Here is a 25,100-nt window from a genome sequence, read left to right as displayed (position 1 = left end):
GACCTCACCTGGATACGGGCCCCATGCGGACGCCGACCTCACTTGAGGCGGTCCTGGACGCGGGCGCGCAGCGACGCCATCGTGAAGCCCCGGGGATCGATCTTGCCCGGCTGCCACTCCAGATGCCCGATGACCGACGCGGCGGTCCAGCCGTGGTGCCGGCAGACGGCCGCCGCCGCCCTTTCGACGGCCTCCAACTGCTCGGGCGGCCACGGGTCCTCGCCGTCGCCCAGGTTCTCGCACTCGAAGCCGTAGAAGTAGCGGTTGCCGTCGGTGTTGGCCTCGTGGTCCGGGGGCAGCCGTTTCTCCGCGATCACGGCCCGCAGCACTTCGACATCGCCGAGCCCCGCGTGATTGACCCGGCCGTAGCCGACGAGATGGACGGAGCCGTCCTTCGCGATCACACCGTGGCAGAGCGGCCCCGGCAGGGCGGAGTGGCCGTCCTTGCAGAGCCGTACGGTGGCGTCGGTGCCCCGGGTGACGGTGTGATGGATCATCACACCGTGGACCGGGCCCCAGGGGCCCTTGTGATCCCGGTTGTGGGTACGCCAGTCGTCGACTTCGACGACCGTGAGGCCCTCGTTCGTGAGCGCGTCGAGAAAACGTCCTGCGGACATGGGTCGGGCCATGGCCGACTCCCTTCTGATGGGCGAGTGACGGGCGAACTGTTGGTGGTTGACCTGTAGACGGGTGACCTGTCGGCAGACGGGCTTCCGGTGGGCGGAATGTCTCGTACCGCGGCTTGCTACCCGAAGGTCCGCGGCGCTACGAGCCGTTCGCACGGTGTGCGAGCCGATCCGGACACGGAGCGGTGTCGCGGGAGTCGCGGGCCGAGTACTCGGTGTGCTCGCGGGCGAGTCGTCGTACAGACCGGAGCGCGAGATGTCGTACAGGCCGGAGCGCGGGATGCCGTACGGGATGTCGTACGCGGCCTCGTACGAGACGCGGCCTGGCGCGGACGGATGGTGAAGGGGCGCCGCGCTGGGCCGTCGGGATGAAATTCGGTGTGTTCTGCCCCGTACGGAGTGATCCAGTCCCACTCGTTTGTGTAATGGCGCGCGCACTCCCCGTGCTGGAAGCTTTCTGCTTGCAGGTCAGCAGATGATCGAGAGGGAGACTTCATGTCGGTTGGTGACGAGGTCCGCGCAGTGCAGCCGCCGCCCCAGCAGAGTCTGGGAACGGACGCCGCCCGGAACCTGGCGACCACCACCAAGTCGGTACCGCAGATGCAGGAGATCACCTCACGGTGGCTGCTGCGGATGTTGCCGTGGGTCCAGGTGCAGGGCGGCACCTACCGGGTGAACCGCCGGCTCAGCTACGCCGTCGGTGACGGACGGGTGACCTTCGTGCAGACCGGAGACCGGGTCACGGTCATCCCCGCCGAACTGGGGGAGCTGCCGGCGCTGCGCGGGTATGGCGACGAAGAGGCGCTCGCCGAGCTGGCACGCCGCTGCGAACAGCGGGAGTTCGCGGCGGGCGAGGTCCTGGCGACGGCGGGCGGCTCGGCGGACAAGGTCTTTCTCCTGGCGCACGGCAGGGTCGAGAAGGTGGGCACGGGGCCGTACGGCGACGAGGCCGTGCTCGAAGTGCTCGCCGACGGCGCGTACTTCGGCGATCAGGCCCTGGTGGACGGGGAGGCCACCTGGGGATACACGGCGCGTGCGGCGACCGCGTGCACCGTCCTGGTGCTGAGCAGGGGCGACGTACTGAACCTCGCCGAACGCGCGGAGTCGCTGAGCGGCCATCTGGCATCGCTGGCCTTCGTACCGCACCAGCGGACGAACAAGTACGGCGAGGCCGAGATCGATCTGTCCGCCGGACATGTCGGCGAGGCGGTCGTGCCGCACACGTTCGTGGACTACGACGCGTCACCGCGCGAGTACGAGCTGAGCGTCGCGCAGACGGTGCTGAAGGTCCACAGCCGGGTCGCCGATCTCTACAACCAGCCGATGAACCAGACCGAGCAGCAGTTGCGGCTCACGGTCGAGGCGCTGCGCGAGCGCCAGGAGCACGAGCTGATCAACAATCGCGAGTTCGGTCTGCTGAACAACTGCGACTACGGACAGCGGCTCCAGCCGCACGACGGCGGACCGAGCCCGGACGACATGGACGAGCTGCTCTCGCGCCGCCGGGGCTCGAAGCTCTTCCTCGCGCACCCGCGCGCCATCGCCGCCTTCGGGCGCGAGTGCAACAAGCGGGGGATCTATCCGGACAGCGTGGAGGTCGCGGGCCATCATGTGCCCGCGTGGCGCGGTGTGCCGATCTTCCCGTCGAACAAGATCCCGATCTCCGACGCCCGGACGACCTCGATCATCTGTATGCGTACGGGCGAGACCGAGCAGGGAGTCGTCGGGCTCCAGCAGAGCGGTATCCCGGACGAGATCGAGCCCAGTCTGTCGGTCCGCTTCATGGGCATCGACGAGCAGGCGATCATCTCGTACCTGGTCACGGCCTACTACTCGGCGGCGATTCTGGTGCCCGACGCCGTGGGCGTGCTGGAGAACGTGGAGGTGGGGCGCTGGAAGTGAGGTGACGGTCCCGGGTGGGCCGGCGGTACGGACGAGCGGTACGGCCGGTCCACCGGGCCGGCGGTACGGACACGAACCGTACGGCCGGCCCACCGGGGTCCACCCGGGCCGGACCCACCGCCCACCCGGGCCGGGCCCACCCGGGCTCCGGGCATCGGCGCCCCGCGTCACCCGCGTCACCCGCGTCACCCGTGTCGCCCCGCGTCGCCCCGGTCCCGTACCGCCCCCGTCCCCCCATAGGCCGCAGAGGAAGTGACCGTGACCATGACCAGCACGGATGCCACCGTCGAGAGCGGCGCGGACGCCGCGACCGAGGGCCAGGAGGCCGTCGCCCTCCTGGAGCGCACCCGCACCGCAGTCCATCCCGCACTGCGTTCCACCGTCGAGTCGTTGCCCGTCCCGCTGCGCCGGATCGCGATGTACCACTTCGGCTGGGAACATGCCGACGGCACCCCGGCCTCGGGCCGGGCGGGCAAGTCGATCAGACCGGCGCTCGTCCTCGCCGCCGCCCGCTCGCTGGGCGGCGATCCGGAGCAGGCCGTACGGGCTGCTGTCGCCGTGGAACTGGCCCACAATTTCACCCTGCTCCACGACGACGTGATCGACGAGGACCCGACCAGACGGCACCGTGCCACCGCCTGGAAGGTGTTCGGCACACCGGACGCCATCGTCGCGGGCGACGCCATGATGGCCCTCGCCCTGCGGCTGGTCGCCGAGGACCCGCATCCGGCGTCGGGCGCCGCCTCGGCCCGGCTCGCGGCCTGTGTCATCGAGCTGTGCGCGGGCCAGCAGGCGGACTGCGCCTTCGAGCGGCGCGATCCGCACGATGTCTCGCTGGACGAGTGCGTCGCGATGGCGACCGCCAAGACGGGCGCCCTGCTGGGCACCTCATGTGCCCTGGGCGCGCTGTACGCGGGCGCGGGGGCGGAACAGGTCGCCGCGCTCGACACCTTCGGCCGGGAGGCGGGCCTCGCCTTCCAGCTCATCGACGATCTGATCGGGATCTGGGGCGACCCCGACCGTACGGGCAAACCGGCCGGTGCCGATCTGGTGGCCCACAAGAAGTCCCTGCCGGTGGTCGCGGCCCTGTCCTCGGGCACCCCGGCCGCCGAGGAACTGGCCGAGCTGTACCGGCGGCCGATGGACGCCGACGCGGTCCGGCGCGCGGCCTCCGCCGTCGAGCGGGCAGGCGGGCGCGACTGGGCGCAGCAGCAGGCGGCGGACCGGATGTCCAGGGCGGTCCACCAGCTCTCGCGGGCGGTCCCCGATCTGACGGCGGCGGGCGATCTGCTGGCTCTGGCGGAGTTCGTCACGCGCCGTACCCGCTGAGCGGACCGTGCGGCCCAACTCTAGGATCGCAGCGTCGGACTGACGGTCGGTGAGTCGGCGATCCACGAGGAGGGCCGCGGGATGGGCACGGAAAGCGCCGGGAGCGGGATCAGACAGGCGGGGCGGAGCGACCGGGCGACCCTCGTACGGCTGCTCGAACGGGCCTTCGACGACGACCCGGTGAGCTGCTGGGTCTTTCCCGACGCGGCCCATCGTCACAAGGTGCACGGTCTTTTCCTCGGAGTGTTCGCCGATATCGCGCTCGCCCATGGGCGGGTCGACATCATGGAGGACGGGACGGCCATGGCCCTCTGGCTCCATGTGCCGGCGGGGGTGCCCGAGGGGGAGGACGACACTCCGGCCCTGATGCGGGAGACGGCCGATCCGGACAATGAGCGGGCCGAGCTGGTCGGCCGGTTGACGGGTGTGATCCATCCGCACGACCGGGCGCACGAGTATCTGCTGATGATCGCGGTGTCTCCGGAGCATCAGGGGCGCGGTCTGGGCCGGTCACTGATCGCGCCGGTGCTGGAGCGCTGTGACCGGGACGGTATGGCGGTCTATCTGGAGGCGAGCAGCGAGCGCAGCCGGAGGCTGTACGAACGGCTCGGTTTCGCCTTCATGGGGACCACGGTCGATCTGCCCGGCGGGCCGCATATGTGGCCGATGTGGCGCGAGCCGCAGGGCGGCTGAGAGCCGGGCGGAGCGGCCGAGCCCCTGGGCAGGGTGGCCGAGCACCGGGGGAGTGGCCGAATGCCGGGGGAGTGGCCGAACACCGGGCCGGGCCGGGCAGTTGGAGTCCGCGGCTGGTTTTCGCCGTCGGCACGCTCGTACCGGAGAGGGCGCGGAGTCTCGGGAACGGTGTACTTGTCCGGAAGTACGACAGGAAGCGGTGACCCGTGCTGCGAGGGAAGATCCGCTAGCGCTACAGTCCGCGCCATGACAGCGGAGTCGACGGACACATGGGCGGGTTGGTACCGGGACCGCCAGGGGGCGGAAGCGATCACCCTCACCGCGGGTGGGCGGCAAGTGCGCACCCGAATAAGGGGAGTTGAGTACGAAGGAGCGGATTTCGCCGCGCTGGAAGCGGTAGGGGCGGGCGAGGCCCTGGCGTCGTGCGTCATGGAGTGGGACATCCCGCTGCCCGTCACCTCGGAAGGCGCGATCCAGCAGGCCACGCTGAGCTGTCTGCTGGCGCTCGGCGAGCGGGGCGCGGAGTCCTCGGGCGGCCGGGGACCGGAGCTCAGTCTCACTCTGCACTTCGGCGGGGCGGCCTATGCGTCGGGTATCGCCGGGGGCGGGTTCGAGGAGGCGCTCGACCGTATCCGGCGTCAGCTTCCGGCCGGTATGGAACTGGGCGGCAAGTCGCTGGTGGGGGCGGCCTGATGGTGTGAGGTCTCTTCGAGGACGAGGCCATGACGGCCGGCCCGGCGCGTGGCCGTCGCGTCGGCGAACCGGTCCCGGCGGACGAGACGCGCCGCGCCCCGTGGCACCCGGCCCGGCGGACCACCCCGATGGGGCCGGTCTGATGGGATCACCCCGATGGGTCGGGCCTGATGGTCGGGCCAGACGGGGCGGGCGGTCGGTTCGTCCGCCGTCCGGTTCGTCCGCCGTCCGGCCCCCAACGGCTCCAAGGACCCGGGCCCCTCACTCCGTCATCCGTCAACCGCCTGACGGGGAAGCCGACTCCTCGATCCAGCCACCGTCCACGGCCGGGTTGTCGTCATGGAGGACGAACTCCTCCTCGATGTCCACAGGCTGGAAACCGGCCGCGATGAGTCCGTCGAGGAGCGCGTCCAGCCGGGCACGCGCCACCGACCGGCCGACCCCCCGCGCACGCTGGGTGACAAAGCGTTCCTGGACCCCGCCCGACAGCACACGCCGGGCATTGCGCGAGATATGCGCGGAGTGCCCCTCGACGACCGCGGTGAGCCGCTTGGTGTCGTAGGGGATCGGCAGCCGTAACTTGATGTGGTGCTCGAAGTGGCAGTGCGCCGGGAGCGTCGCCGCCTCCGCGTCGGTCTGCGGTACGCCCGCGTTCCAGGGCGCGGCCTCTATCTTCGTCCGTACGACGGTGAATCCGGCCCGCGCCAGACGCTCCACGCACTGCTCGGCCGTCCGGCGCTGCTCGTCGAGGCTGCCCGTGCCGTGCAGGGTGAGCATCGGCTGGGAGGGGGTGCGGCCGCGGTCCAGAACGATATGGGTGAGTTTGAGGCCGTGGGCCGCCGCCCACGCACCGAGCGACGCGATCGTGTCCGGCCGGTCGGCCCGTACCGTCACATGCGTTTCGAAATCGCCCTCGATGGCCCGGCCGAACTCGTCGTTCGGCGACGCGCCGGTGTCCGTACTGAAGTCCACCGAGAGACGTTACCAAGGGGAACGGGGGAAGGGGCGCCCCTTGGTGCGGTTCGGGGCGCCCCTGTCGAGCGGTTCTGTGCTTCGGTCCTGCCCGTGGGGGGAGGTCGGGAGCCGAGGTCAGGAGACCTTGGCGAGGGCGGCGGCGAGGCCGTTCACCCAGAGCTGGTTCACCCGGGAGCGCTCGGCCGCGTTCGGCTGGGAGTTCTGGCAGGACGTGCCGGGGCCGCCGCCCGACATCAGCTCGCTGCACGGACCGGAGTAGTGGTCCGGGAGGCCGAGGACGTGCCCGGTCTCGTGCGCGGTGACACGGGTGGAGTTGTACTGCTGGTTCTGCCGGTAGTCCAGGAAGATATAACCCCGGCCATGACCGTCGGTGCTCGCGTACGAGCCGCGCGAGTCATTTCCCTCGTAGTACGTGAAATCGGCATTGCTGCCGGACTGGAGCCTCACATTGGTGACGGCGCTGTTCCAGATCGAGGTGCTGCTGGCTATCTGACTGGCGAAGCTGGGCGCGTTCGACGCGTTGTAGACCACGGTGACGGCCTGTACGCCCGGGTTCGCGGCACGCTTTTCGGCCACGGACTTCAGCACGGCGTCGAAGAACGCCTTGTTGGCGGCGGCCTCCGCCTTCGAGCCCGCGTAGGCGGCGTACGAACCGGTACCCGCGGGTGCGGTGGTGGCGGCGTCGGCGGCGCTGGCCGTGGGTGCGACACTGAACGCGGTCGCGAATGCCAGACCAATTCCGCAGATCGCGGAAATCGCCGTCTTGGGGTGCTTCATGTGGGGGGCTCCCTACTCGTCCGGTGAACGGGTTCGGTGAACGGGTTCGGCACGGGAGAGTCTCGGGGAGCCGGGCGCCCGGCGGATGATGTCAATTCGCGATAGCACCAGCGCATCACCCTGGCCGCCTTTCAGTGAATGCGCTGCCAATTACTGCGATTTGGACACCTGGTGCGGCTCATGAGGCGGCTCTACTCTCTGGGACATGGAGCTGGAGGTGAGGCACTTGCGTGCCCTGTGCGCCATTGCCGACACCGGCAGTCTGCACAAGGCGGCTCGGCAGCTGGGGATGAGCCAGCCGTCCCTGACGACCCAGCTGCGGCGTATCGAGAACTCCCTGGGCGCCGAGCTGTTCTCGCGTGAGCGCACCGGCTGCCGGCCCACCCCGCTGGGCCGTTCCGTGGTGAGCCGGGCCCGGCCGCTGGTCTCCGGGATGGCCGCGCTGGTCGCCGAGGCACGGGCGGCGGCCGATCTGACGGGCGGTCCGCGGCTGCGGATCGGATCCACCGCGAGCCGGGCGCTGGTGGGCTGGCTGCGCCGGCTCAGACAGCGGCTGCCGGGCACGGACATCTCGCTCCAGATGGATGTCTCGGCCAACGCGCTGCTGCGGACGGTCGCGGCGGGGCAGCTCGATGTGGCCTTCGTGCACGAGGTGGAGGGCTGTCCGCTCACCGTCCCGGAGGGGCTGGAGAGACGGGTACTGGTCGAGCGGGAACCGCAGTTCATCTCCATGGCCCGCGACCATCCGGCGGCGGCCAGCCCGGTGGTGGAACTCGCCGATCTCGCGGGGGACCGCTGGATGGTCGACCCCACGGTGGACGGTGAATGGGACGCGCTGCGCCGGGTGCTGGGCGCGGCCGGACTCAACCCGCCCGTTCTGCACGGGGATTACCTGACGGCCGCGTCACTCATCGCGGTCGGCGAGGCGGTGGCGCCCTGCCAGCCCACCTCGCGCCCGCGCGACGACATGGTGATAAGACCCCTGAGGGACGACCCGCTGGCGGTGCGGCTGCTGCTTTTCTCGCGTCCGGCGACGGGCGGGGAGGACGGACCGGCGCCCCGGGAGACCGGCCCCGGCGGCCCCGGCCCCGGAGCTGTGAGCACCGGGCGGCTGTCCATCGGCGCGGAGGTCTTCCACGATCTGGAGGAGGCCTACCGCGAGGCCGCCCTGGGAGCGGCCGACTACCGCCTCTGGCTGACCCGCAACAAGAGCCCGCTCCTGCACGCTCCGGCGGCCTGAGGCAGCGCCTGGCGGGGGAGTTCGCCGCTGGGGAAGCCTGGGTGGTACCGCGAGGCGGGGCGTCCGTACGGGCGAGCACCCGCCCGCCTCCCGCATGTGCCCGGCGCCTCGCGGGCCCGGCGCCTCGCGGGCCCGGCGCCTCGCGGGCCCGGCGCCTCGCGGGCCCGGCGCCCCGCGCGCCCCGCGCCCGCGCCCCGGCCGGCCTTCCGCGCCGGGCGAACAGCGCGTCGTCCGCCACGGACCCGGGGAAGGATGGCCCCCATGGCGACCGCACCTCCATCCGCACCTCCACCTTCATCCCCACCTCCACCGGACCGTGTCCGCCGTACGGCCGTGCTCTCCGACATCCATGGCGTGCTGCCCGCCCTGGACGCCGTGCTCGCGGAACCCGACGTCCGCGCCGCCGAGCGCATCGTGGTGACCGGTGACATCGCCGCGGGACCGCAACCGGTCGAGGTGCTCGACCGGCTCGCGGAGCTGGGGGAGCGGGCCGTACTGATCGGCGGCAACGCCGACCGCGAACTGGTCGAGGAGCGCCGGGGCCGGCCCCCGGCGATCCCGGACGAGATCGCCTCCTGGGCCGCGGGCCGGCTGCGTGAGGACCAACTCGCCCTGCTGGCCGGGCTGCCGCTGACACGGCGGCTCCATGTGTCCGGACTCGGCGAGGTCCTGTTCTGCCACGCGACGCCGCGCGACGACGAGGAGGTCGTCCTCGTCGACTCCCGCCTCGCGCGCTGGACGGAGGTCTTCGAAGGTCTCGACGAGTCCATCCGTACGGTCGTGTGCGGCCACACCCATATGCCCTTCGTACGGCTCGTCCACGGCCGCCAGGTCGTCAACCCGGGCAGCGTCGGCATGCCGTACGGCCGGCCGGGCGCGCACTGGGCCCTGCTCGGCCCCGGCGTCGAACTGCGCGTCACCCGCTTCGACATCGACGCCGCCGTCACCGCGCTGACGGAGCGGTCCGGTTTCCCCGGCATCGCCGAGTGGGCCGACTACTTCCTCCACGCCCGCGCGGGCGACGCCGACGCGCTGGAGATCTTCGGCCCCCGGGACGGCCGTACCGGTCCGCGCCTCTGAGATGCTGCCCGACGGAACGGGTTCGGCAGACGGAGGCGGGAGAGAGCCGGTGGGTTTCACGGATGAGGTCTGGCACGTCGTGGCACGCGAGGACGGGCGAACGGTCGGGCACATCGCCATCGAAGTGGCCGACTTCCCCTGGCTCAGCGGCCGGTTCACCCCCGGCCCGGCCTTCGAGTCGGTACGTCCGCTCTTCGACCACGAGCTGGCACTGCTCGACCACATCGACGAGAACCAGGACGCGTGGGAGGCGGCGTACGACGCCGTCGAACGCGCGGTCGCCCTTCACTCCCCGGACGGCCCCGTCGCGGAGTTCCTGCTCCACATCAAGGGCGACCGAGCCTGGTTCCGCTGGAGCGACACCCCGTTCCCGGAGGACTGAGCCCCCCACGAACCGGACGGGCACGTCCCCCGCCCGGAAAGATGACCGCACCCGGACCGTCGGGGACGCCGGTCTCGGCGGCCTGGGGGCCGGGTGCGGTCAGGTAGACGCTGCGGGGGTGGAAACCACAGGTCAGAGGGGTTGATCAATAGATCAAGCCTTCTTCGTCTCCCAGAAGATACGGTCGATCTCGGCGATGAGCTCCAGCGCCTTCTCGCCCGTCTTCGGGTCCGTCGACGCCTTCGCGGCGGAGAGCGCCTTGAGGGTGTCGTTGACGAGCTGGTGGAGCTGCGGGTACTTCTCGAAGTGCGGGGGCTTGAAGTAGTCGCTCCAGAGCACCGACACATGGTGCTTGGCGAGCTCGGCGCGCTGCTCCTTGATGACCGTCGCGCGCGCCTGGAAGTGGGCGTCGTCGTTGCCCTGCATCTTTTCCTGGACGGCCTTGACCGACTCGGCCTCGATGCGGGCCTGGGCGGGGTCGTACACACCGCAGGGGAGGTCGCAGTGGGCGCTGACCTTCACCTTCGGGGCAAACAGGCGGGAAAGCATGGAGCTGTCCTTCCTCGTGATCGTCTTCTCAGGTGCGACATTACTCGGTGAGAAGTCTGATTTCGCGAGTGCCCCCTAGGGCTTAGGACAAAAGTCCGGGGTGAATATGAGACTGGTGGCGGAACGTACCGTGGGACCGGGAGGTGCCGGATGACGGAGCACGGGCGGCAGCCGAGAGTGCAGTTGGGGATCGCGGAGGTGATGGGTCCGTCCATGTATCCGACGCTCAAACACGGCGATCAGCTCCTGGTGCACTACCGCGCCCCGGTGAAGGCGGGCGACGTCGCGGTGCTCAAACACCCGCTGCAACAGGACCTGCTCATCGTGAAACGGCTGGTGGAGCGGCGCGACGGCGGCTGGTGGGTGCTCGGGGACAATCCCGGCGCCGAGGGTGACAGCCGGGTGTTCGGGACGGTGCCCGAGGAACTGCTGCTGGGGCGGGTCAGGGCGCGGTACCGGCCGCTGGGCGGTCAGCGGTCGGTGCGCGCGGTGATCTCCTGGCTCGTCTCGGCGGTGCGGCCGGTCTCCGCGGTACGGCCGGTCCCGGCGGAGCGCTCGGTCTCCAGGCGTTTGCGGGCCCGGTAGGCGGCGACGTTGGCCCGGGTCGCGCAGCGGTCGGAGCAGTAGCGGCGCGACCGGTTGGTGGAGGTGTCCAGATAGGCGTTGCGGCACGGCGCCGCCTGGCACAGCCCCAGCCGGTCGACCCCGTACTCGGTCAGATGGAACGCGAGCCCCATCGCCGCGGTCGCCGCGTATCCGGCCGTCGCGTTCGAGGGGTGGTCCGCCAGATGCATGTGCCAGCGCGGATGGCCCTCGTCGTCGAGATAGTCATGGCCGGAGATCTGCGGGCTGACGGGGAACTCCAGCAGCAGCGAGTTGAGCAGATCCACCGCCTGGGTGGCCTCGCCCGCGTCGGCGGCGGTGAAGACCGCGCGCAGCCGGGCCCGTACCGAGCGGAAGCGGGTGACATCCGCGTCGGTGGCGCGGCGCGCCGCCTGAGAGCTGGGGCCGAAGAGGGCGCGGACGGCCTCGACCGAGGTCAGGGTGTCCGTGCCGCGGGCCGGTTCCTCGGTGTTGACCAGGCGTACGGCGGAGTCCGAGTAAGAGGCCAGTTCCACTTGTAGTCCTTACGGAAGCGGTCTAAAGTCGGGGCGGGTAGGGATGTAATGGCTGTTTATGGCTCTAGGGTATTACAAGGGAGGCGCTCATGACCGAGACGGCGGCCGGGACCGACTGGCGGGCGTGGCAGGAGAGCTGGGACCGCCAGCAGGAGTGGTACATGCCGGACCGCGAGGAGCGCTTCCGGGTGATGCTGGACATGGTCGAGGCCGTGGCGGGCCCGGAGCCGAGGGTGCTCGACCTCGCGTGCGGCACGGGGAGTATCACGGACCGGCTGCTGCGCCGGTTCCCCGCGGCCACCAGCACCGGTGTCGACCTCGACCCGGCCCTTCTGGCCATCGCCCGCGGCTACTTCGCCGGGGACGAGCGCGTGAGCTTCGTGACCGCGGATCTCGCGGACCCCGGCTGGACGCGGCTGCTGCCCCCCGGTCCGTACGACGCCGTCCTCACCGCGACGGCGCTCCACTGGCTCAACACCGCGCCGCTGGCCGCGCTGTACGGACAGCTCGCGGGGCTCGTAAGGGACGGCGGCGTCTTTATGAACGCCGACCATATGACGGACCCGGACACCCCCCGGATCAACGCGGTGGAGCGCGCGCACCGGCACGCCGGTATGGACCGCGCCAAGGCCGCGGGCGCCCTCGACTGGGCCGATTGGTGGGACCTCGCGGCCAAGGACCCCGTCCTCGCCGCGCCGACCGCCGAGCGGTTCGAGATCTACGGAGAGCACGCCGACGGGGACACACCCTCCTTGGACTGGCACACGCGGACGCTCCTGGAGGCGGGCTTCGGTGAGGCGCGCGCGGTGTGGGCCTCGCCCTCCGACACCCTCGTGCTCGCGCTGAAGTAGCCACCGCCGAAGCAGCCACCGCCAGGCCGGCGGGGGCCGTACGGCGGGGCGGTACGGCGGCGCCATACGGCGAGGGCGTACGACGGGCGGTACGGCGGGGGCGGTACGGAATCGTCCGTACCGCCCCCGCCGGCCGATGCCCGCGCCGGTCCACGCCTCCGTTACAGCACCTTCGACAGGAACGACTTCGTCCGGTCGTGCTGAGGGTTCGTCAGGACCTCGCGCGGATGGCCGGATTCGACCACCACACCGTTGTCCATGAAGACCAGGGCGTCGCCGACCTCACGGGCGAAGCCCATCTCATGGGTGACCACGATCATCGTCATGCCGTCCTGGGCCAGATCGCGCATGACATCGAGGACATCGCCCACCAGCTCGGGGTCGAGCGCCGAGGTCGGCTCGTCGAAGAGCATCAGCTTCGGCTCCATGGCCAGCGCGCGGGCGATCGCCACGCGCTGCTGCTGGCCGCCGGAGAGCTGGGAGGGATAGCTGCCGGCCTTGTCGGCCAGACCGACCCGGTCGAGCAGCCGCTCGGCGCGGGCACGGGCCACCGCCTTGGTCTCGCCGGCCACCTGGACCGGCGCCTCCATGATGTTCTCGATCGCCGTCATATGCGGAAAGAGATTGAAGCGCTGGAAGACCATGCCGATGTCCCGGCGCTTCCTGGCGACCTCGCTGTCCTTCAGCTCGTACAGCTTGTCGCCCCTCTGGCGGTAGCCGACCAGCTCGCCGTCGACCGACAGCCGGCCGGCGTTGATCTTCTCCAGATGGTTGATGCACCGCAGGAAGGTCGACTTGCCGGAGCCGGAGGGCCCGATCAGACAGAAGACCTCACGCGGCGCGACCTCCAGATCGATGCCCTTGAGGATGTGCGCGGCACCGAAGGACTTGTGGACGCCCTCGGCCCGCACCATCGGGGTCCCGTTCATATCGCTGTCCTTCACCGTCCGGGTCATGCCGTGGCTCCCTTGGGCCGGCCGAGGGAGAGCAGATTGGCGCGGACGCGCTGGAACGGTGTCGGCGGCAGGCTGCGGCTCGACCCGCGCGCGTAGTGACGCTCCAGGTAGTACTGGCCGATGCTGAGCGCCGAGGTCAGGATGATGTACCAGACCGCGGCGAGGAAGAGCATCTCGACCGTGGCGCCCGAGCTCTGCGAGACGTTCTGGGTCGCCCGCAGCAGTTCGGTGTACTGCACGGCCACCGCCAGCGACGAGGTCTTGAGCATATTGATGACCTCGTTGCCGGTGGGCGGCACGATCACCCGCATCGCCTGCGGTACGACGATCCGGCGCAGCGTCTTGCCATGGCTCATGCCCAGCGCGTGCGCCGCCTCCGTCTGGCCCTCGTCGACCGACTGGAGGCCGGCCCGGCAGATCTCCGCCATGTACGCCGCCTCGTTGAGCCCGAGGCCCAGCAGCGCGCAGAGGAACGGGGTCATGAACGAGGACCACTCGTCCTTGTAGATCGGCCCGAGGTTGATGTACTCGAAGACGATGCCCAGGTTGAACCAGACCAGGAGCTGTACATAGACGGGGGTGCCGCGGAAGAACCAGATGTAGAACCACGCGATGGTGGACGTCACCGGGTTCTTCGACAGCCGCATCACCGCCAGGACGATGCCCAGCACGACCCCGAGCACCATCGCGAGCACCGTGATGACCACGGTGTTCCTGACGCCCGTCAGGATCTGGCCGTCGAAGAAGTAGTCGGGGATGGCGCCCCAGTTCACATCGCCCTTCGCGAAGGCGTAGACCAGCGCGACCAGCGCGCCGATCGCGATCACCGCGGACACGTACCGCCCGTAGTGCCGCACCGGAATCGCCTTGATGGATTCCGGCGGGATGGATGCCGTGTCGCGGGGGCCGTCCTGGGGGCCGTCCGACGTGTGGATGTCAACCGTCACGGATGTCGCCTTTCAGGGCCTTCGAGGCCGTGTTCCGAGGCTGTGTTTCGAAGCCGTGTGCGGACGGGCTCAGGATCCGCCGTTGAGCTTGGCCTCGGTGACAGCGCCGGCCTCGACGCCCCACTTGGCGACGACCTTGCCGTACTCGCCGTTCTTGATGATCTCGTTCAGGGCGGCCAGCAGCGCCTTCGACAGCTCGTTGCCCTTGGCCACGGCGATGCCGTACGGAGCGGCCTCGACCTGCTCGCCCACGAGCTGGAAGTCATTGCCGCCGCCCGAGGTCTTCACGGCGTACGCGGCGACCGGGAAGTCGCTGGAGCCGGCGTCGGCGCCACCGGCGCGCAGCCGGGTCTGGGCCTCCAGGTCGTTGTCGAAGGGCTCCAGGGAGATCTTGCCCTTGCCCGCCTCCGTACACTTCTTGCTCTCGGCCTCGGCCAGATCGTGCGAGACGGTGTTGCGCTGGACGACCATCTTCTTGCCGCAGAGGTCGGACCAGGCGGCGATGCCCTTGTCGTCACCCTTCTTGGTGTAGATCGAGACACCGGCGGTGAAGTAGTCGACGAAGTCGACGCCCTCGCCGACCTTCTTGCCGGTGTCTCCGTCCACACCGTTCTGACGGTCCTTCGTGTCCGTCATGGCCGACATGGCGATGTCGTACCGCTTGGAGCGCAGACCCGTGAGCAGGGTGTCGAACGTGCCGTTCTCGAACTCGAACTTCACCCCGAGCAGTCTGCCCATCGCGTCCGCCAGGTCCGGGTCGAAGCCCACGGTCTTGCCGGACCCGTCCTTGAACTCGATCGGCGGGTAGGCGATGTCCGAGCCGACCTTGATGACACCCTTGTCCTGGATCGCCTTGGGGAGCTGGTCGAAGAGCGGGGCCTTGTTCGTCTCCGAGGTCTTCGGACCCCCGTTGCCGCTGTCCGTCTGGTCGCCGCAGGCGGTCAGCAGCAGGGTGCCCGCGACCGCGATCGCGCCGGCCGTGGCGATCCGGGACCTCGCGGCGGTCGTACGGCGGATGGTGCGTGCGATCATGATCAGGATCCTCCGGCGGTGAGGGGAGCTGCCAACTGGCCGGGAACGCGCCTTCGAGTGCCGCGACCATTTGTGATTAGGGCATCCTGCCATTCGGACTGGCCCATTCAGGGGGCCGAGCATGTCAAAATCGGGTAACGGGACACCCCCCACCCCCAACATGGCGGTACCTCAAGACCGGACCATCTGTTGGAATGCCTTCTTCCGGCCGGAGGATCTCCGGTTCCCTGCCGTTCCCGGACATGATCCATGCCGTATGTCAGCGATGTCGGACAGTTCGGCCATGGGTCGTGTCGTCGCGGCCATATGGACTCGTGGACGCGGAGGTCCGTCGGGTAAGAAGGACATCACACCCCTCATCCGGGGCCCAGGGCGCGTGTGCGGCGCGCCCGCGCGTCCGCAGGGACCCCGCCGGGCGGGCCAACCGCCCTCGCGGGGCACGGACGCGGTGCCCACCCACCCCTCCTCAACCAGGAGTGGCCACCCTCAACCATGAAGACGTAAGGGGTCATCAGCACATGGCAGCGGAGATCGTGAATCCTCGCAGCACCGACGCCGGCACCGGCACCAGTGGCAACGCCCGAGGCGCCGCCCGTGGCACCGCCGGTGGCGGTCCGGGCGGTACGGGGAGCGCTCAGGGCGGTACGGGCAGCGCCCGGAGCGGTACGGGCAGCGCTCAGGGCGAGCCCTTCGACCAGGCATTCGATCCGGCCTTCGCGCTGCACCGCGGCGGCAAGATGGCCATCCAGGCGACCGTGCCGATCCGGGACAAGGACGATCTGTCCCTCGCGTACACACCCGGCGTCGCCAAGGTGTGCAGCGCCATCGCGGACCGGCCCGAGCTGGTCCATGACTACACCTGGAAGTCGCAGGTCGTCGCCGTCGTGACGGACGGTACGGCGGTGCTCGGACTCGGCGACATCGGGCCGGAGGCCTCGCTCCCCGTGATGGAGGGCAAGGCGATCCTGTTCAAGCAGTTCGGCGGGGTGGACGCGGTGCCGCTGGCGCTCGGCACCACCGACACGGACGAGATCATCGAGACCGTCGTACGGCTCGCGCCCTCCTTCGGCGGGGTCAATCTGGAGGACATCTCGGCGCCGCGCTGCTTCGAGATCGAGCGCAGGCTCCAGGAGCGGCTCGACATCCCGGTCTTCCACGACGACCAGCACGGCACGGCCATCGTGACGCTCGCCGCCCTGCGGAACGCGGCGAAGCTGACGGGGCGTCCCCTGGGCGACCTGCGCGCCGTCATCTCGGGCGCGGGCGCGGCCGGTGTCGCCATCGCCAAGTTCCTGCTGGAGGCGGGCATCGGCGATGTCGCCGTGGCCGACAGGAAGGGCCTCGTCAGTCCGGACCGCGGCGATCTGACCGACGTCAAGCGGGAGCTCGCCGGGCTGACCAACCGGACCCGGCTCTCCGGCTCGCTGGAGTCCGCGCTCTCCGGCGCGGATGTCTTCATCGGCGTGTCCGGCGGTACGGTGCCGGAGCCGGCGATCGCCTCGATGGCGCCGGGGGCGTTCGTCTTCGCGATGGCCAACCCGAACCCCGAGGTCCACCCGGACATCGCGCACCAGTACGCGTCGGTCGTGGCGACCGGGCGCAGCGACTACCCCAACCAGATCAACAATGTGCTGGCCTTCCCGGGGGTCTTCGCGGGAGCGCTCCAGGTGCGGGCGTCCCGGATCACCGAGGGCATGAAGCTCGCCGCGGCGAACGCGCTCGCGGATGTGGTCGGTGACGAACTCGCCGCGGACTATGTGATCCCTTCGCCGTTCGACGAGCGGGTCGCGCCGGCCGTGACGGCGGCGGTGGCCGCGGCGGCGCGCGCGGAGGGCGTGGCGCGGCGCTGACGCACCGTCGGCGGCGGCCGGTCGGATCGTGCTGACGCCGGTCGTGCTGACGCCGGTCGCGGGCCGGGCCCGCGGATGGTGACGCGCCGCCGGTGGTGACGCGCCGCCGGTGGCGCTGTGTGCGTACGGGCCGTGTCGTACCCCTCCGCGGGTGCGACGCGGCCCGCGTCACAGGCCCGGACAGTTCCCGCGCGCCGCGCGGCGGCAAACGAGAGGCCCTAGGGTCGAGGTCATGTTTGCCGCCTACGCAGCGCGTACCGACTTCAACGACCCCCTCGCCGGCCTGGTGCTGGGTGAGCGCCCGGCGCCCGGGGTACGGCCCGGCTGGACGACCGTCACGGTGAAGGCCGCCTCCCTCAACCACCACGATCTCTGGTCGTTGCGCGGGGTGGGGCTGCCCGAGGAGAAACTCCCGATGATCCTCGGCTGCGACGCGGCCGGGATCGACGAGGACGGCAACGAGGTCGTCGTGCACTCCGTCATCGGGCAGACCGGTCATGGCGTCGGGCCCCGGGAGACCGGCTCGATCCTCACCGAGCACTACCAGGGCACCTTCGCCGAGCGGGTCACCGTGCCGGTGTGGAACGTACTGCCCAAGCCCGCCGGTCTCACCTTCGAGGAGGCCGCCTGTCTGCCCACCGCCTGGCTCACCGCGTACCGGATGCTCTTCACCAACGCCGGGGTACGGCCCGGGGACTCCGTGCTCGTCCAGGGCGCGGGCGGCGGGGTCGCCACCGCCGCGATCGCCCTCGGCAGCGCGGCGGGGCTACGGGTGTACGCGACGAGCCGTGACGCGGCCAAGCGGGCGCGCGCGGTCGAACTGGGCGCGCTGGAGGCGTTCGAGCCGGGCGCGCGGCTGCCGCACCGGGTGGACGCGGTCATCGAGACCGTCGGTGCGGCGACCTGGTCGCACTCCATCAAGTGTCTGCGGCGCGGCGGCACCCTGGTGATCTCGGGCGCGACGAGCGGTGACCGCCCGGCGCACGCCGAGCTGACCCGGATCTTCTTCCTGGAGCTGAGGGTCGTCGGCTCGACGATGGGCACCAAGGACGAGCTGGAGGATCTGCTCGCGTTCTGCGCGACGGCGGGGGTACGTCCGGTGATCGACGCGGTACTGCCGCTGGACCGGGCGCGGGAGGGGTTCGAACGGATGGCGTCGGGCGACCTGTTCGGGAAGGTCGTGCTGACGCCCTGACTTCGTCCGGCCACGGCACCCGGAGTCCGTACAGGTGCGCGATGCCCGTGACCAGGGCTGGTCGTGGCAGGAGATCGCGGAGGTGCTCGCGCTGCTCGACCGGGAGGGTACGCGCGCGTCCTTCGCGTTCGCCTCCCTCGGCATCCGCGACCGCCGCACCTCCGTCGAACACGCCCTCGCCGACGATGTTCGGCGGCGCGCCCCCGTCAGCCTCTCGGGCAACCGGCTGACGGCCCGACAGCCGCCCCGCGACGAGGTGCCTGCCCCTCTGGGCGGGCTCCAGGGAGAAACTCCCCGGGGACCCGCCCGGACGTTCAGGCGGTGGCCCGCCGCCCGCCCGCGAGGGCGAGGCCCGTGCCCAGCACGGGGCGGCGAGTGGGACGGTCGGTCACCGTGAGTTCGTGCGGAGCCGCACAGCACGCCGGCGCCGGACGGCCGCGGCCACGGCCGCGCCCGCGCCCGCGCAGAGCAGCGTTCCGGCCAGGAGGAGGACGATGGACGGATTGACGAAGGAAGGCACCATGTCGTACGACGCGTTGCATTTCCGCGTCAGCGGAAAGAACCGCTCTTCCGTATAGGCGTACTTCGGGTCGAATTCCTGGTGGAGGATGACAGTGCATAGCTCCTGCCTGTCCAGCGAGAACATCTGTGAGACGCCGTATCCGTACGTCAGCGTCATGGCGAGGAACGAAACGCCTGCCGCGATCGTCCAGTTCCGGGGCTTCATATTTTCCTTCCGAACTGCCCCGCTACAGGCACTTCAGTCCGTTCTCGGCCATTCGGGCCCGCCCGTCAGTCTCCCGGCAACCGCAGCACCGCGCTGATATGGGCCGCCGCCGTGGACAGGTGGCGGCGGGCGGCGGCCAGTTGGGAGGGGGTTACGCCGTTGTCCCGTGCCGCGTCCCGGATGTCGTCCCGGAAGCGGTCCAGGAGACGGTCCAGATCGCGGGCCGGGTCGCCGGTCTCCGGGGTCTCCTTGACCCAGGCGGGGTCCTGTGCCGGTTCCATGGGCTCGGCCGTCCTGGACCGGGCTGACGCCGGTTCGGCCGATCCGGGCCGGGTGGAGCTGTGCTCCCCGGTCCCGTGCTCGGTGGACCCGGACTCCCCGGCACCGGGCTTCGTGGGCGTGGGCTCGGGCTTGGCACCCCAGGTCAGGCCGCCCAGCTGGCCGGCCAGTTCCGACAGGCCCTCCCGTACCCCCGTCGGCCAGTCGCCGCGCAGGAAGTGGTCCTGCACCTGGTCCTGGACCTGCTTCGCGATGCGCTGCATCTCCTGACGGGCCGTCTCCTGGGCCTCCTTGGCCTGACGGCGCGCCTGCTGCGCGTCCTCGCGGGCCCGGCGGGACTCGTCCTTCGCGCGCCGTGCCTGCTCCTTCCACTCCTGTTTCGCGCGCTTCAGCTCCTCCTTCGCCACGCGCCACGACTCGCTGTCCGCGAACGCCGTGTCCCAGTCCGTCCGCGTGCCGTCCCTACGGGTCTCGGAGGCCGCCGCGCGCATCTCGCTGCGCAACTGTCCCGCCGCGCCCCGTACGTCCTCGCGGATCTCCGCGGCCAGTTCGGAGACCGACTCGCGGATCTCCAGCTCCAGATCGGCCAGTTCGCCGCTGCGGCCGGCCAGTTCGGCGCGGCCCGCGTCGCTGATCGAGTAGACCTTTCGCCCGCCCTCGGTGGCATGGGTGACCAGCCCCTCGGCCTCCAGCTTGGCCAGCCGGGGGTAGACGGTCCCGGCGGACGGCGCGTACAGGCCCTGGAAGCGCTCCTCCAGCAGCCGGATCACTTCGTACCCGTGGCGGGGCGCCTCGTCGAGGAGCTTGAGCAGATAGAGCCGGAGTCGGCCATGGGCGAAGACCGGGGGCATGTCAGAGCTCCTTCACATCGGTCGGCACCGCGTCCGTCGGCACCGGGACGGCCGGTTCGTACCGCGCCGGCGGCCTTCTCAGCAGCGCGATCGATCCCGACACCGTCGTCGCCCTGAGTGTGCCCGTGCCCGCCCCCAGTGTGCCGGTGATCCGCTTGGCCCCCCACCGCCCGCTGACCCGCAGATCCTCGAACGCGTTGGCCACCCGGCCGCTCGCCGTGTTCGCCTCGACCCGCGCGTCCGTGGGATGCGGCAGCCGGATCGCGACCTCGCCGGAGACCGACGTCAGTTTGATGTCCGTGGGCCGGTCCCCCGGATCGAGGTCGACGACCATGTCGCCGCTGACCGAGTCGGCCCGTACGGAGGATCCCGCGCCCTCGACCACCGTCAGATCGCCCGAGACCGAGTTGAAGCGGAGGTCGCCGGTGACGGCCTGTGCCTCCAGACTTCCGGAGACGGTGTCGGCGTGGACCTCGCCCGACAGCCCGACGAGTGTGGTGTCGCCGCTGACCCCCCGGACATCCGTACGTCCCCGCATCCCGGAGACCACGGCCCCCGCCCCGACCACCCCGACCTCCACCGCCGCGCCCGAGGGGACGGCGAGGGAGACGACGGCGCTGCGGTGCGGGCCGCCGCGGCCGAGCCACTTGAGGAGGCCCTTCCAGGGCAGTTCCCCATGGGCCACGGTGAGTGTGGAGCCGCTCCGGGTCACGGTCAGCGGCGGTCCCTCGACACCGGAGATCTCCAGCCGGGCGCCGCCCTGCCGGCTCAGCGCGGACTCGTCCGTGCCGACGACGTTCACCGTCCCGTCGACGATGCGCACATGGACCGCCGTCACCGGGTCGTCGAAGGCGAGCTTCGTCGGCCCGGCGACTTCCCATGTCGACTCTGGCATCGTGCTGACCTCCCAGGGCCTGCCTGGACGCAACATATCGCGTCTTCCGGGAAACACGATATATCGCGGTTCTTGGAAGTCAAGGCCGGGTGGCCGAACCCGGGGGAACCCCAGGGGCTCTCGACGGGCACAGCGCTCATATCCGGGCGAAGTGTCCTAGCGTAAGAGGCATGAACGCGACTTCCGTGGGGGCTCTGCTGCTCTGCCGGGCCGAGCCGGCGGCGGTACGGCCCGCCGCCCATCTGCTCCGCGAACGGCTGTTGCTCGTCCCGGCGGGCCCCGGCTGGAGCGTGCTGGTGCCCGAGGGCAAGCCCTGGCGGGACGGCGGCGAACCGGTCGACCGTGTGGTCGCGGGCTGGGCCACCGCGCTCGCCGTCGGCGTCAACTGGCCGGTGCTCGCCCTCTGGTGGGACGCGGACCGCGCCGGATACACCCTGGCGGCGGGATTCCGGCGCACGGTCGGCTATGTCTGGCTGGCGGACGGCACCCCGGTGGGCGAGGACGAGGCGATGCGTACGTTCACGGCCCGTCTCGGCCTCGATCCCGTACTGGACCTCCCGGCCCTGGAACCGCTGACCCGTCAGGACCCGGACGCCGACTCCCGGGACCGGCTGCTCGCCTTCGCCGCGTATCTCTCCCGCGCCGGGGTCGTGCTCCCGGTCGGGCTGGGTCCGGGTGAACCGGCCGACCGGCTGCGCGAGGTGGCGCGTGTCCAGCCGGGTGCCGAGCAGGTGGAGTGGGCGGGCTGGCGCGACACCGTACGGGCCGAGCTGGACGTCGTCGAGGAGGGGCCGCTCGGGCCCTGGCTGCGCGGCCCCCGGGCCCGGCTGGCCGGTGCGGGCCAGCTCGCGGCCGGTGTCCCGCTCACGCTCTGGGCGGTGCGCCGCCACAGCGCGGGATGGGCCTTCGCCGGTGCCCTGCTGATCACTCAGGGGATGCTGACGCTCGCGTACGACCGGCTGCGCGCCGGACCGTGCCGGGTGCTCACCCGTCCTCGTCCTCGTCGTCCAGCCGGGCCAGCCATGTCGCGAGCCGTTCGACCGGCACCTCGAAGTCGGGATTGAGGTCGACGAACGTACGGAGCTGCTCGGCAAGCCACTCGAAGGTGACCTCCTCCTCGCCGCGCCGCTTCTCCAGCTCCTCGATCCCACGGTCGGTGAAGTACATGCCGAACAGCCTAATGCCTGGTCCTTAACGCCTGGTGAAGGGCGGTGCGGCGGCGGGAGGCCCGGCCTCCCGGCCGCGTCCGGGACCACCGGGGAACCGGGCGGGGGCGAATCGCCGTCCTCCTCCATTGCCTCGCTTCGGCTCCGTACTGCCGTTAACCTGCGGGGAATTGGGGGAACGGGGGCGTCATGGAGGACGGAGAAGTCCGTATCACCCGTATCGAGATGCCTGACGGCACGCCCGTATGGGCCCGGATCTCGGGTGCCGAGGAGCTGAGCCGGCCCTCCCGGGGGCTGACCTACTCGGACACCGGATTCGCCGATCAGGTGCAGGCGCGGGTGGAGAGTCTGAACGGGGTGGTCACCAGCGTCGCGAGGTCGCTGGCGGGACCGCTGAGGGCGGTGCGGCCCGACGAGGTCAGCATCGAGTTCGGCATCGAACTGACCGCCAAGGCGGGCAAGGTCGTGGGACTGCTCGCGGACGGCGAGGCCAAGGGGGCGATCAAGGTGACTCTCACCTGGAACAACGGCGGACCGCCCGCTGATCTGTCGGCGGCGCCGCTCGTGCCTCCCCAGGCGGTGGCACCGCCCACGGCCGCACCCCCCGGAGCGCCGCAGTTCGGCGGAGCGTCACCGGGCGGGACATCACCGGGCGGGACATCGCCCGGAGGGGTGTCACCCGCCGGGGCATCGCCCGGAGGCGAGCCCTTGGGAACGGCGCCCTCCGGCGGGGCGGCAGCGGGGGGCGCGCAGACGGCTCCGGCGCGCGGCGCGGAGCCCGGGGGCGCACCACCCGGCGCACCGGCGCACCCCGGCGGGCTCACGCCTCCGGCCGGGAGCGGACCGTGATCGACGGGTTCGGCCGGGGTGCGCCGGGCGCCTCGGACGAGACCCGGCGTGCGCTCAAGGACCTCGTCGCGGCGGCGACCGTGCGCATCCATGGCCCGGCGTACGGGTATGCCCCTGATGAACCGGGCGGCGGCTTCCTGGGGAGCGGCTTCTTCATCGCCCCGAGCTGGGTTCTCACGTGTGCGCATGTGGCGATGCAGGGGGAGGGGCGGGACGTGACAGTGGTCTTCGAGACCGGCCCCGGCAGCGGCGAGGGCGAGTCGTCGGTGACGGGCTCCGTGGTCGCGGCGCTTCCCGAGCCGCCGCGCGACGCGCTCGCGGCACGCTCGTTCGGTACGTCCGGCAGCTGGCCGGGCCCCGATCTGGCGCTCATCAGACTCGGCAGACCCATCGAGCACCCCTGTGTCTATGTCACCGAGCGGCCCGCGGCCTACTTCGCCGGCGGGCAGGTGCTCTACTCCGGGTGGACGGAGGTGGGCGGCCGGCTCAAGCGGCTCAGCGGCTTCTGCACCGTGCAGGGCACGCTCGGCGGCTGGGGCGATCCGGACGAGCAGATGCGGCTCGGCGGGGACCTGCTGCCGCCGGGCGTCTCCGGCGGACCCGCCGTCGATCCGGCCCGCGGCGAGGTGGTCGGTGTGCTCAAGTCGCAGCTCGTCGGCGGTCTGGGCGGCACCTCGATCGGTATCGAGCAGCTCCGCTCGCTGCCGGTGCCCGCCGCGATGGCCGGAGCCGAGTCCGACGACGACTACCAGGCCGTCTTCCACGCCCATGACCGCTATCACGCGGACCGCCACACCAGCCGCGTGGGCACCGGCCGCACCTGGGCCGATGTGCAGAGCGGACTCGGCGCGGGCGCCGACCGCGCGCTCACCCCCCAGCAGCGCATCATCCTGCTCGGCAGACTCGCCGAGCTGCCGCCGCCGGTCTCCACCCGCGGCCTGCTCGATCTGCTGGTCCGGCTGCCGAACGTCCACTCGGTCGACCGCTATCCGGCGCCGAGGAGCTGGCGGGACGGGCTCGGCGCGCTGTACGAGACCAGGGGCGGCGAGGCCGCGCTCGAACTCGTCCTGCGCTACTGCATGAGTGTCATCTCCGCCGAGCGCCCCTATGTCACCCACTCCACGGCGGCGGCCGAGGAGGCGCTCTGGGACTGGGTGAAGTGGATCGCCGACGACCGGCTCTCTCGTGAGTTCCGCAACGAGATCACCCGGCTCTGGTCCGCGGCCCGCCACCGCACCGACCGCGCGCAGCGGCGCGCGTCCCCGGCGTACGGCGAGCGTCCCGTGGAGGGCGAGGGCTCCTTCGTCCTGCTGGAGCTGGAGCCGCGCGGCTGGGAGCGGGACAGCTACGACTGGCGGGTCGGTGTGGCCCGGCACACCGGCGAGGTGGTGCCTGTCAGGGAGGACAGCAGGGGCACCCCGGCCCAGGACCTGCCGGCCAGACTCGCCGCGCCGCTGGCCGAGGCGTTCCGGCGGTGCGACGAGCCGGACAGCCCCGCCGTGCTCCAGGTCGCCGTCGTCCAGGCGCAGCTCGGACTGGAGGTCGACCGCTGGCAGTTGTCGCCCGACGAGCCGCCGCTCGGCGTCGTACGCCCGGTGGTGGTCCGCTGTTCGAACCCCGAGGCGCCGCTCTCGGAGGGCGAGGCGCGTGAGCGCAGGGCCCGGTGGAACCGCACCTGGAGCGTCGCGATGCGGGGCGAGATCATCGACTGCGAGGACGGATTGCGGGTACCCGTACCGATGGAGGAGGACCTGCGGGCGCTGGCGTACGAGATCGTGCCGGTGCTCTGCCGGTACGGGGACCGGCCCGACGGCGAGACGGCGGCCGGGCTGACCCGGGTGGTGCGCGGGGGCTTCCACATCGCCCTGCTGCGCCGCGGCGAGGACAGGACCGACATGGTCTGCGCGGATTTCCACCGCCGCGCGCTGGACACCGTCGCCGAGGCCAGGACGGCCGATCAGCTCCCGCGCAAGATTCAGGAGCTGAGACGCGGGGTGCGGGCCGGCCGGACGGAGATGTACTGGTCGGACGGCGTGGCGCTCTACTACGACGACCCGCACCACCCCCTGCCCGGATCGGGACAGCTTCTGGAGGCACCGTGAACGGGCCGGCGCACGGGCCTCTTACGGGGTCAGCGG

General features: G+C 71.2%; 27 protein-coding genes. 15 read left to right on the top strand and 12 right to left on the bottom strand.

Features of this window, described 5'->3' with window-relative positions; genetic code table 11:
* Window positions 1-38: 38 nt before the first annotated feature.
* Entirely contained in the window at window positions 39-629 is a 591-nt protein-coding gene (locus OG214_RS13095; RefSeq protein WP_363079653.1) for an N-acetylmuramoyl-L-alanine amidase, read from the bottom strand.
* A 154-nt stretch (window positions 630-783) separates the two neighbouring features.
* Here OG214_RS13095 and OG214_RS13090 point away from each other — a divergent pair, with 154 nt between their 5' ends.
* The 5 genes from OG214_RS13090 (at window position 784) to OG214_RS13070 (ending at window position 5,243) form a co-directional block, all read left to right on the top strand.
* Entirely contained in the window at window positions 784-969 is a 186-nt protein-coding gene (locus tag OG214_RS13090) for a hypothetical protein (RefSeq protein WP_405984845.1), read from the top strand.
* A 152-nt stretch (window positions 970-1,121) separates the two neighbouring features.
* Entirely contained in the window at window positions 1,122-2,528 is a 1,407-nt protein-coding gene (locus tag OG214_RS13085; RefSeq protein WP_405984844.1) for a family 2B encapsulin nanocompartment shell protein, read from the top strand.
* A gap of 264 nt (window positions 2,529-2,792) precedes the next feature.
* Window positions 2,793-3,857, top strand: a complete 1,065-nt coding sequence (locus OG214_RS13080) for a family 2 encapsulin nanocompartment cargo protein polyprenyl transferase (RefSeq protein ID WP_363079688.1) — start codon at window positions 2,793-2,795, stop codon at window positions 3,855-3,857.
* 81 nt (window positions 3,858-3,938) lie between these two features.
* The gene (locus tag OG214_RS13075) at window positions 3,939-4,550 is read left to right on the top strand and encodes a GNAT family N-acetyltransferase (RefSeq protein WP_405984843.1); all 612 of its coding nucleotides are present in this window, start codon (window positions 3,939-3,941) and stop codon (window positions 4,548-4,550) included.
* Between the two features lie 246 nt (window positions 4,551-4,796).
* The gene (locus OG214_RS13070; RefSeq protein ID WP_405984842.1) at window positions 4,797-5,243 is read left to right on the top strand and encodes a DUF6304 family protein; all 447 of its coding nucleotides are present in this window, start codon (window positions 4,797-4,799) and stop codon (window positions 5,241-5,243) included.
* Window positions 5,244-5,519: 276 nt separating this feature from the next.
* Here OG214_RS13070 and OG214_RS13065 read toward each other — a convergent pair whose 3' ends face one another.
* Both OG214_RS13065 and snpA read right to left on the bottom strand, forming a co-directional pair.
* Window positions 5,520-6,215, bottom strand: a complete 696-nt coding sequence (locus OG214_RS13065; protein WP_405984841.1) for a hypothetical protein — start codon at window positions 6,213-6,215, stop codon at window positions 5,520-5,522.
* A gap of 117 nt (window positions 6,216-6,332) precedes the next feature.
* A complete protein-coding gene (gene snpA, locus OG214_RS13060; protein WP_363079647.1) occupies window positions 6,333-6,995 on the bottom strand; it encodes a snapalysin in 663 nt (220 codons plus the stop codon).
* Between the two features lie 205 nt (window positions 6,996-7,200).
* Here snpA and OG214_RS13055 point away from each other — a divergent pair, with 205 nt between their 5' ends.
* From OG214_RS13055 to OG214_RS13045, 3 genes are all read left to right on the top strand, one after another.
* The gene (locus OG214_RS13055; RefSeq protein ID WP_405984840.1) at window positions 7,201-8,235 is read left to right on the top strand and encodes a LysR family transcriptional regulator; all 1,035 of its coding nucleotides are present in this window, start codon (window positions 7,201-7,203) and stop codon (window positions 8,233-8,235) included.
* A 261-nt stretch (window positions 8,236-8,496) separates the two neighbouring features.
* The gene (locus OG214_RS13050; protein WP_405984839.1) at window positions 8,497-9,315 is read left to right on the top strand and encodes a metallophosphoesterase family protein; all 819 of its coding nucleotides are present in this window, start codon (window positions 8,497-8,499) and stop codon (window positions 9,313-9,315) included.
* A 49-nt stretch (window positions 9,316-9,364) separates the two neighbouring features.
* Entirely contained in the window at window positions 9,365-9,697 is a 333-nt protein-coding gene (locus OG214_RS13045; RefSeq protein WP_363079644.1) for a hypothetical protein, read from the top strand.
* A gap of 153 nt (window positions 9,698-9,850) precedes the next feature.
* Here the strand turns inward: OG214_RS13045 and sodN are convergent, their stop codons facing one another.
* Complete coding sequence (sodN, locus tag OG214_RS13040; protein ID WP_066955106.1) at window positions 9,851-10,246, bottom strand: superoxide dismutase, Ni; 396 nt, start codon at window positions 10,244-10,246, stop codon at window positions 9,851-9,853.
* 150 nt (window positions 10,247-10,396) lie between these two features.
* Here sodN and sodX point away from each other — a divergent pair, with 150 nt between their 5' ends.
* Entirely contained in the window at window positions 10,397-10,831 is a 435-nt protein-coding gene (gene sodX / locus OG214_RS13035; RefSeq protein WP_382863383.1) for a nickel-type superoxide dismutase maturation protease, read from the top strand.
* Here sodX and OG214_RS13030 read toward each other — a convergent pair.
* Entirely contained in the window at window positions 10,717-11,364 is a 648-nt protein-coding gene (locus tag OG214_RS13030; protein ID WP_383041538.1) for a CGNR zinc finger domain-containing protein, read from the bottom strand. The two genes, sodX and OG214_RS13030, sit on opposite strands and share 115 nt — an antisense overlap.
* Before the next feature lie 89 nt (window positions 11,365-11,453).
* Between OG214_RS13030 and OG214_RS13025 the strand changes: the two genes are divergently transcribed.
* On the top strand, window positions 11,454-12,215 hold the full coding sequence (locus OG214_RS13025; protein WP_405984838.1) for a class I SAM-dependent methyltransferase: 762 nt from the start codon (window positions 11,454-11,456) through the stop codon (window positions 12,213-12,215).
* 161 nt (window positions 12,216-12,376) lie between these two features.
* Here the strand turns inward: OG214_RS13025 and OG214_RS13020 are convergent, their stop codons facing one another.
* From OG214_RS13020 to OG214_RS13010, 3 genes are all read right to left on the bottom strand, one after another.
* Window positions 12,377-13,129 carry an amino acid ABC transporter ATP-binding protein gene (locus tag OG214_RS13020; RefSeq protein WP_363085977.1) on the bottom strand — a complete coding sequence of 251 codons (753 nt, stop codon included), beginning with the start codon at window positions 13,127-13,129 and terminating at the stop codon, window positions 12,377-12,379.
* Window positions 13,130-13,167: 38 nt separating this feature from the next.
* On the bottom strand, window positions 13,168-14,118 hold the full coding sequence (locus tag OG214_RS13015; protein WP_405984837.1) for an amino acid ABC transporter permease: 951 nt from the start codon (window positions 14,116-14,118) through the stop codon (window positions 13,168-13,170).
* 69 nt (window positions 14,119-14,187) lie between these two features.
* Window positions 14,188-15,150: an ABC transporter substrate-binding protein gene (locus tag OG214_RS13010; protein ID WP_363085976.1), complete on the bottom strand. Its 963-nt coding sequence runs from the start codon at window positions 15,148-15,150 to the stop codon at window positions 14,188-14,190.
* 518 nt (window positions 15,151-15,668) lie between these two features.
* Between OG214_RS13010 and OG214_RS13005 the strand changes: the two genes are divergently transcribed.
* Both OG214_RS13005 and OG214_RS13000 read left to right on the top strand, forming a co-directional pair.
* Entirely contained in the window at window positions 15,669-17,000 is a 1,332-nt protein-coding gene (locus OG214_RS13005) for an NADP-dependent malic enzyme (RefSeq protein WP_405984836.1), read from the top strand.
* Window positions 17,001-17,232: 232 nt separating this feature from the next.
* The gene (locus OG214_RS13000) at window positions 17,233-18,195 is read left to right on the top strand and encodes a zinc-binding dehydrogenase (protein WP_405984835.1); all 963 of its coding nucleotides are present in this window, start codon (window positions 17,233-17,235) and stop codon (window positions 18,193-18,195) included.
* Window positions 18,196-18,583: 388 nt separating this feature from the next.
* Here the strand turns inward: OG214_RS13000 and OG214_RS12995 are convergent, their stop codons facing one another.
* The 3 genes from OG214_RS12995 to OG214_RS12985 form a co-directional block, all read right to left on the bottom strand.
* Entirely contained in the window at window positions 18,584-18,922 is a 339-nt protein-coding gene (locus OG214_RS12995; protein ID WP_405984834.1) for a hypothetical protein, read from the bottom strand.
* Between the two features lie 65 nt (window positions 18,923-18,987).
* On the bottom strand, window positions 18,988-20,052 hold the full coding sequence (locus OG214_RS12990) for a helix-turn-helix transcriptional regulator (RefSeq protein WP_405984833.1): 1,065 nt from the start codon (window positions 20,050-20,052) through the stop codon (window positions 18,988-18,990).
* A 1-nt stretch (window position 20,053) separates the two neighbouring features.
* Window positions 20,054-20,947 carry a DUF4097 family beta strand repeat-containing protein gene (locus tag OG214_RS12985; protein WP_405984832.1) on the bottom strand — a complete coding sequence of 298 codons (894 nt, stop codon included), beginning with the start codon at window positions 20,945-20,947 and terminating at the stop codon, window positions 20,054-20,056.
* Window positions 20,948-21,117: 170 nt separating this feature from the next.
* On the opposite strand from OG214_RS12985, the gene OG214_RS12980 reads away from it, so the two are divergent.
* A complete protein-coding gene (locus OG214_RS12980; RefSeq protein WP_382863417.1) occupies window positions 21,118-22,011 on the top strand; it encodes a hypothetical protein in 894 nt (297 codons plus the stop codon).
* Here OG214_RS12980 and OG214_RS12975 read toward each other — a convergent pair.
* Window positions 21,932-22,114: a DUF6104 family protein gene (locus OG214_RS12975; protein ID WP_363080350.1), complete on the bottom strand. Its 183-nt coding sequence runs from the start codon at window positions 22,112-22,114 to the stop codon at window positions 21,932-21,934. The genes OG214_RS12980 and OG214_RS12975 overlap by 80 nt on opposite strands.
* A 188-nt stretch (window positions 22,115-22,302) precedes the next feature.
* Here OG214_RS12975 and OG214_RS12970 point away from each other — a divergent pair, with 188 nt between their 5' ends.
* On the top strand, window positions 22,303-22,962 hold the full coding sequence (locus OG214_RS12970; RefSeq protein ID WP_405984831.1) for a CU044_2847 family protein: 660 nt from the start codon (window positions 22,303-22,305) through the stop codon (window positions 22,960-22,962).
* Window positions 22,959-25,064, top strand: coding sequence for a trypsin-like peptidase domain-containing protein (locus tag OG214_RS12965; protein WP_363080349.1), 2,106 nt, complete (start codon window positions 22,959-22,961; stop codon window positions 25,062-25,064). The genes OG214_RS12970 and OG214_RS12965 overlap by 4 nt, the downstream gene beginning before the upstream one ends.
* The last annotated feature ends 36 nt before the right edge of the window (window positions 25,065-25,100 follow it).

Source organism: Streptomyces sp. NBC_00872 (assembly GCF_045161915.1).
Classification (GTDB): domain Bacteria; phylum Actinomycetota; class Actinomycetes; order Streptomycetales; family Streptomycetaceae; genus Streptomyces.
Note: the sequence above shows the minus strand (reverse complement) of the source record. Positions and strands in the feature narration are given on the sequence as shown.

Excerpts from the sequence above, each read along its gene's own strand:
- OG214_RS13050 (WP_405984839.1), top strand. The coding sequence starts at position 8,497 with ATGGCGACCGCACCTCCATCCGCACCTCCACCTTCATCCCCACCTCCA.
- OG214_RS13000 (WP_405984835.1), top strand. The coding sequence starts at position 17,233 with ATGTTTGCCGCCTACGCAGCGCGTACCGACTTCAACGACCCCCTCGCC.
- OG214_RS12985 (WP_405984832.1), bottom strand. The coding sequence starts at position 20,947 with ATGCCAGAGTCGACATGGGAAGTCGCCGGGCCGACGAAGCTCGCCTTC.
- sodN (WP_066955106.1), bottom strand. The coding sequence starts at position 10,246 with ATGCTTTCCCGCCTGTTTGCCCCGAAGGTGAAGGTCAGCGCCCACTGC.
- OG214_RS13025 (WP_405984838.1), top strand. The coding sequence starts at position 11,454 with ATGACCGAGACGGCGGCCGGGACCGACTGGCGGGCGTGGCAGGAGAGC.
- snpA (WP_363079647.1), bottom strand. The coding sequence starts at position 6,995 with ATGAAGCACCCCAAGACGGCGATTTCCGCGATCTGCGGAATTGGTCTG.
- OG214_RS13085 (WP_405984844.1), top strand. The coding sequence starts at position 1,122 with ATGTCGGTTGGTGACGAGGTCCGCGCAGTGCAGCCGCCGCCCCAGCAG.
- OG214_RS13005 (WP_405984836.1), top strand. The coding sequence starts at position 15,669 with ATGGCAGCGGAGATCGTGAATCCTCGCAGCACCGACGCCGGCACCGGC.
- sodX (WP_382863383.1), top strand. The coding sequence starts at position 10,397 with ATGACGGAGCACGGGCGGCAGCCGAGAGTGCAGTTGGGGATCGCGGAG.
- OG214_RS13095 (WP_363079653.1), bottom strand. The coding sequence starts at position 629 with ATGGCCCGACCCATGTCCGCAGGACGTTTTCTCGACGCGCTCACGAAC.
- OG214_RS13080 (WP_363079688.1), top strand. The coding sequence starts at position 2,793 with ATGACCAGCACGGATGCCACCGTCGAGAGCGGCGCGGACGCCGCGACC.
- OG214_RS12995 (WP_405984834.1), bottom strand. The coding sequence starts at position 18,922 with ATGAAGCCCCGGAACTGGACGATCGCGGCAGGCGTTTCGTTCCTCGCC.
- OG214_RS13020 (WP_363085977.1), bottom strand. The coding sequence starts at position 13,129 with ATGGTGCGGGCCGAGGGCGTCCACAAGTCCTTCGGTGCCGCGCACATC.
- OG214_RS12975 (WP_363080350.1), bottom strand. The coding sequence starts at position 22,114 with ATGTACTTCACCGACCGTGGGATCGAGGAGCTGGAGAAGCGGCGCGGC.
- OG214_RS12980 (WP_382863417.1), top strand. The coding sequence starts at position 21,118 with ATGAACGCGACTTCCGTGGGGGCTCTGCTGCTCTGCCGGGCCGAGCCG.
- OG214_RS13010 (WP_363085976.1), bottom strand. The coding sequence starts at position 15,150 with ATGATCGCACGCACCATCCGCCGTACGACCGCCGCGAGGTCCCGGATC.
- OG214_RS12970 (WP_405984831.1), top strand. The coding sequence starts at position 22,303 with ATGGAGGACGGAGAAGTCCGTATCACCCGTATCGAGATGCCTGACGGC.
- OG214_RS13070 (WP_405984842.1), top strand. The coding sequence starts at position 4,797 with ATGACAGCGGAGTCGACGGACACATGGGCGGGTTGGTACCGGGACCGC.
- OG214_RS13055 (WP_405984840.1), top strand. The coding sequence starts at position 7,201 with ATGGAGCTGGAGGTGAGGCACTTGCGTGCCCTGTGCGCCATTGCCGAC.
- OG214_RS12990 (WP_405984833.1), bottom strand. The coding sequence starts at position 20,052 with ATGCCCCCGGTCTTCGCCCATGGCCGACTCCGGCTCTATCTGCTCAAG.
- OG214_RS13075 (WP_405984843.1), top strand. The coding sequence starts at position 3,939 with ATGGGCACGGAAAGCGCCGGGAGCGGGATCAGACAGGCGGGGCGGAGC.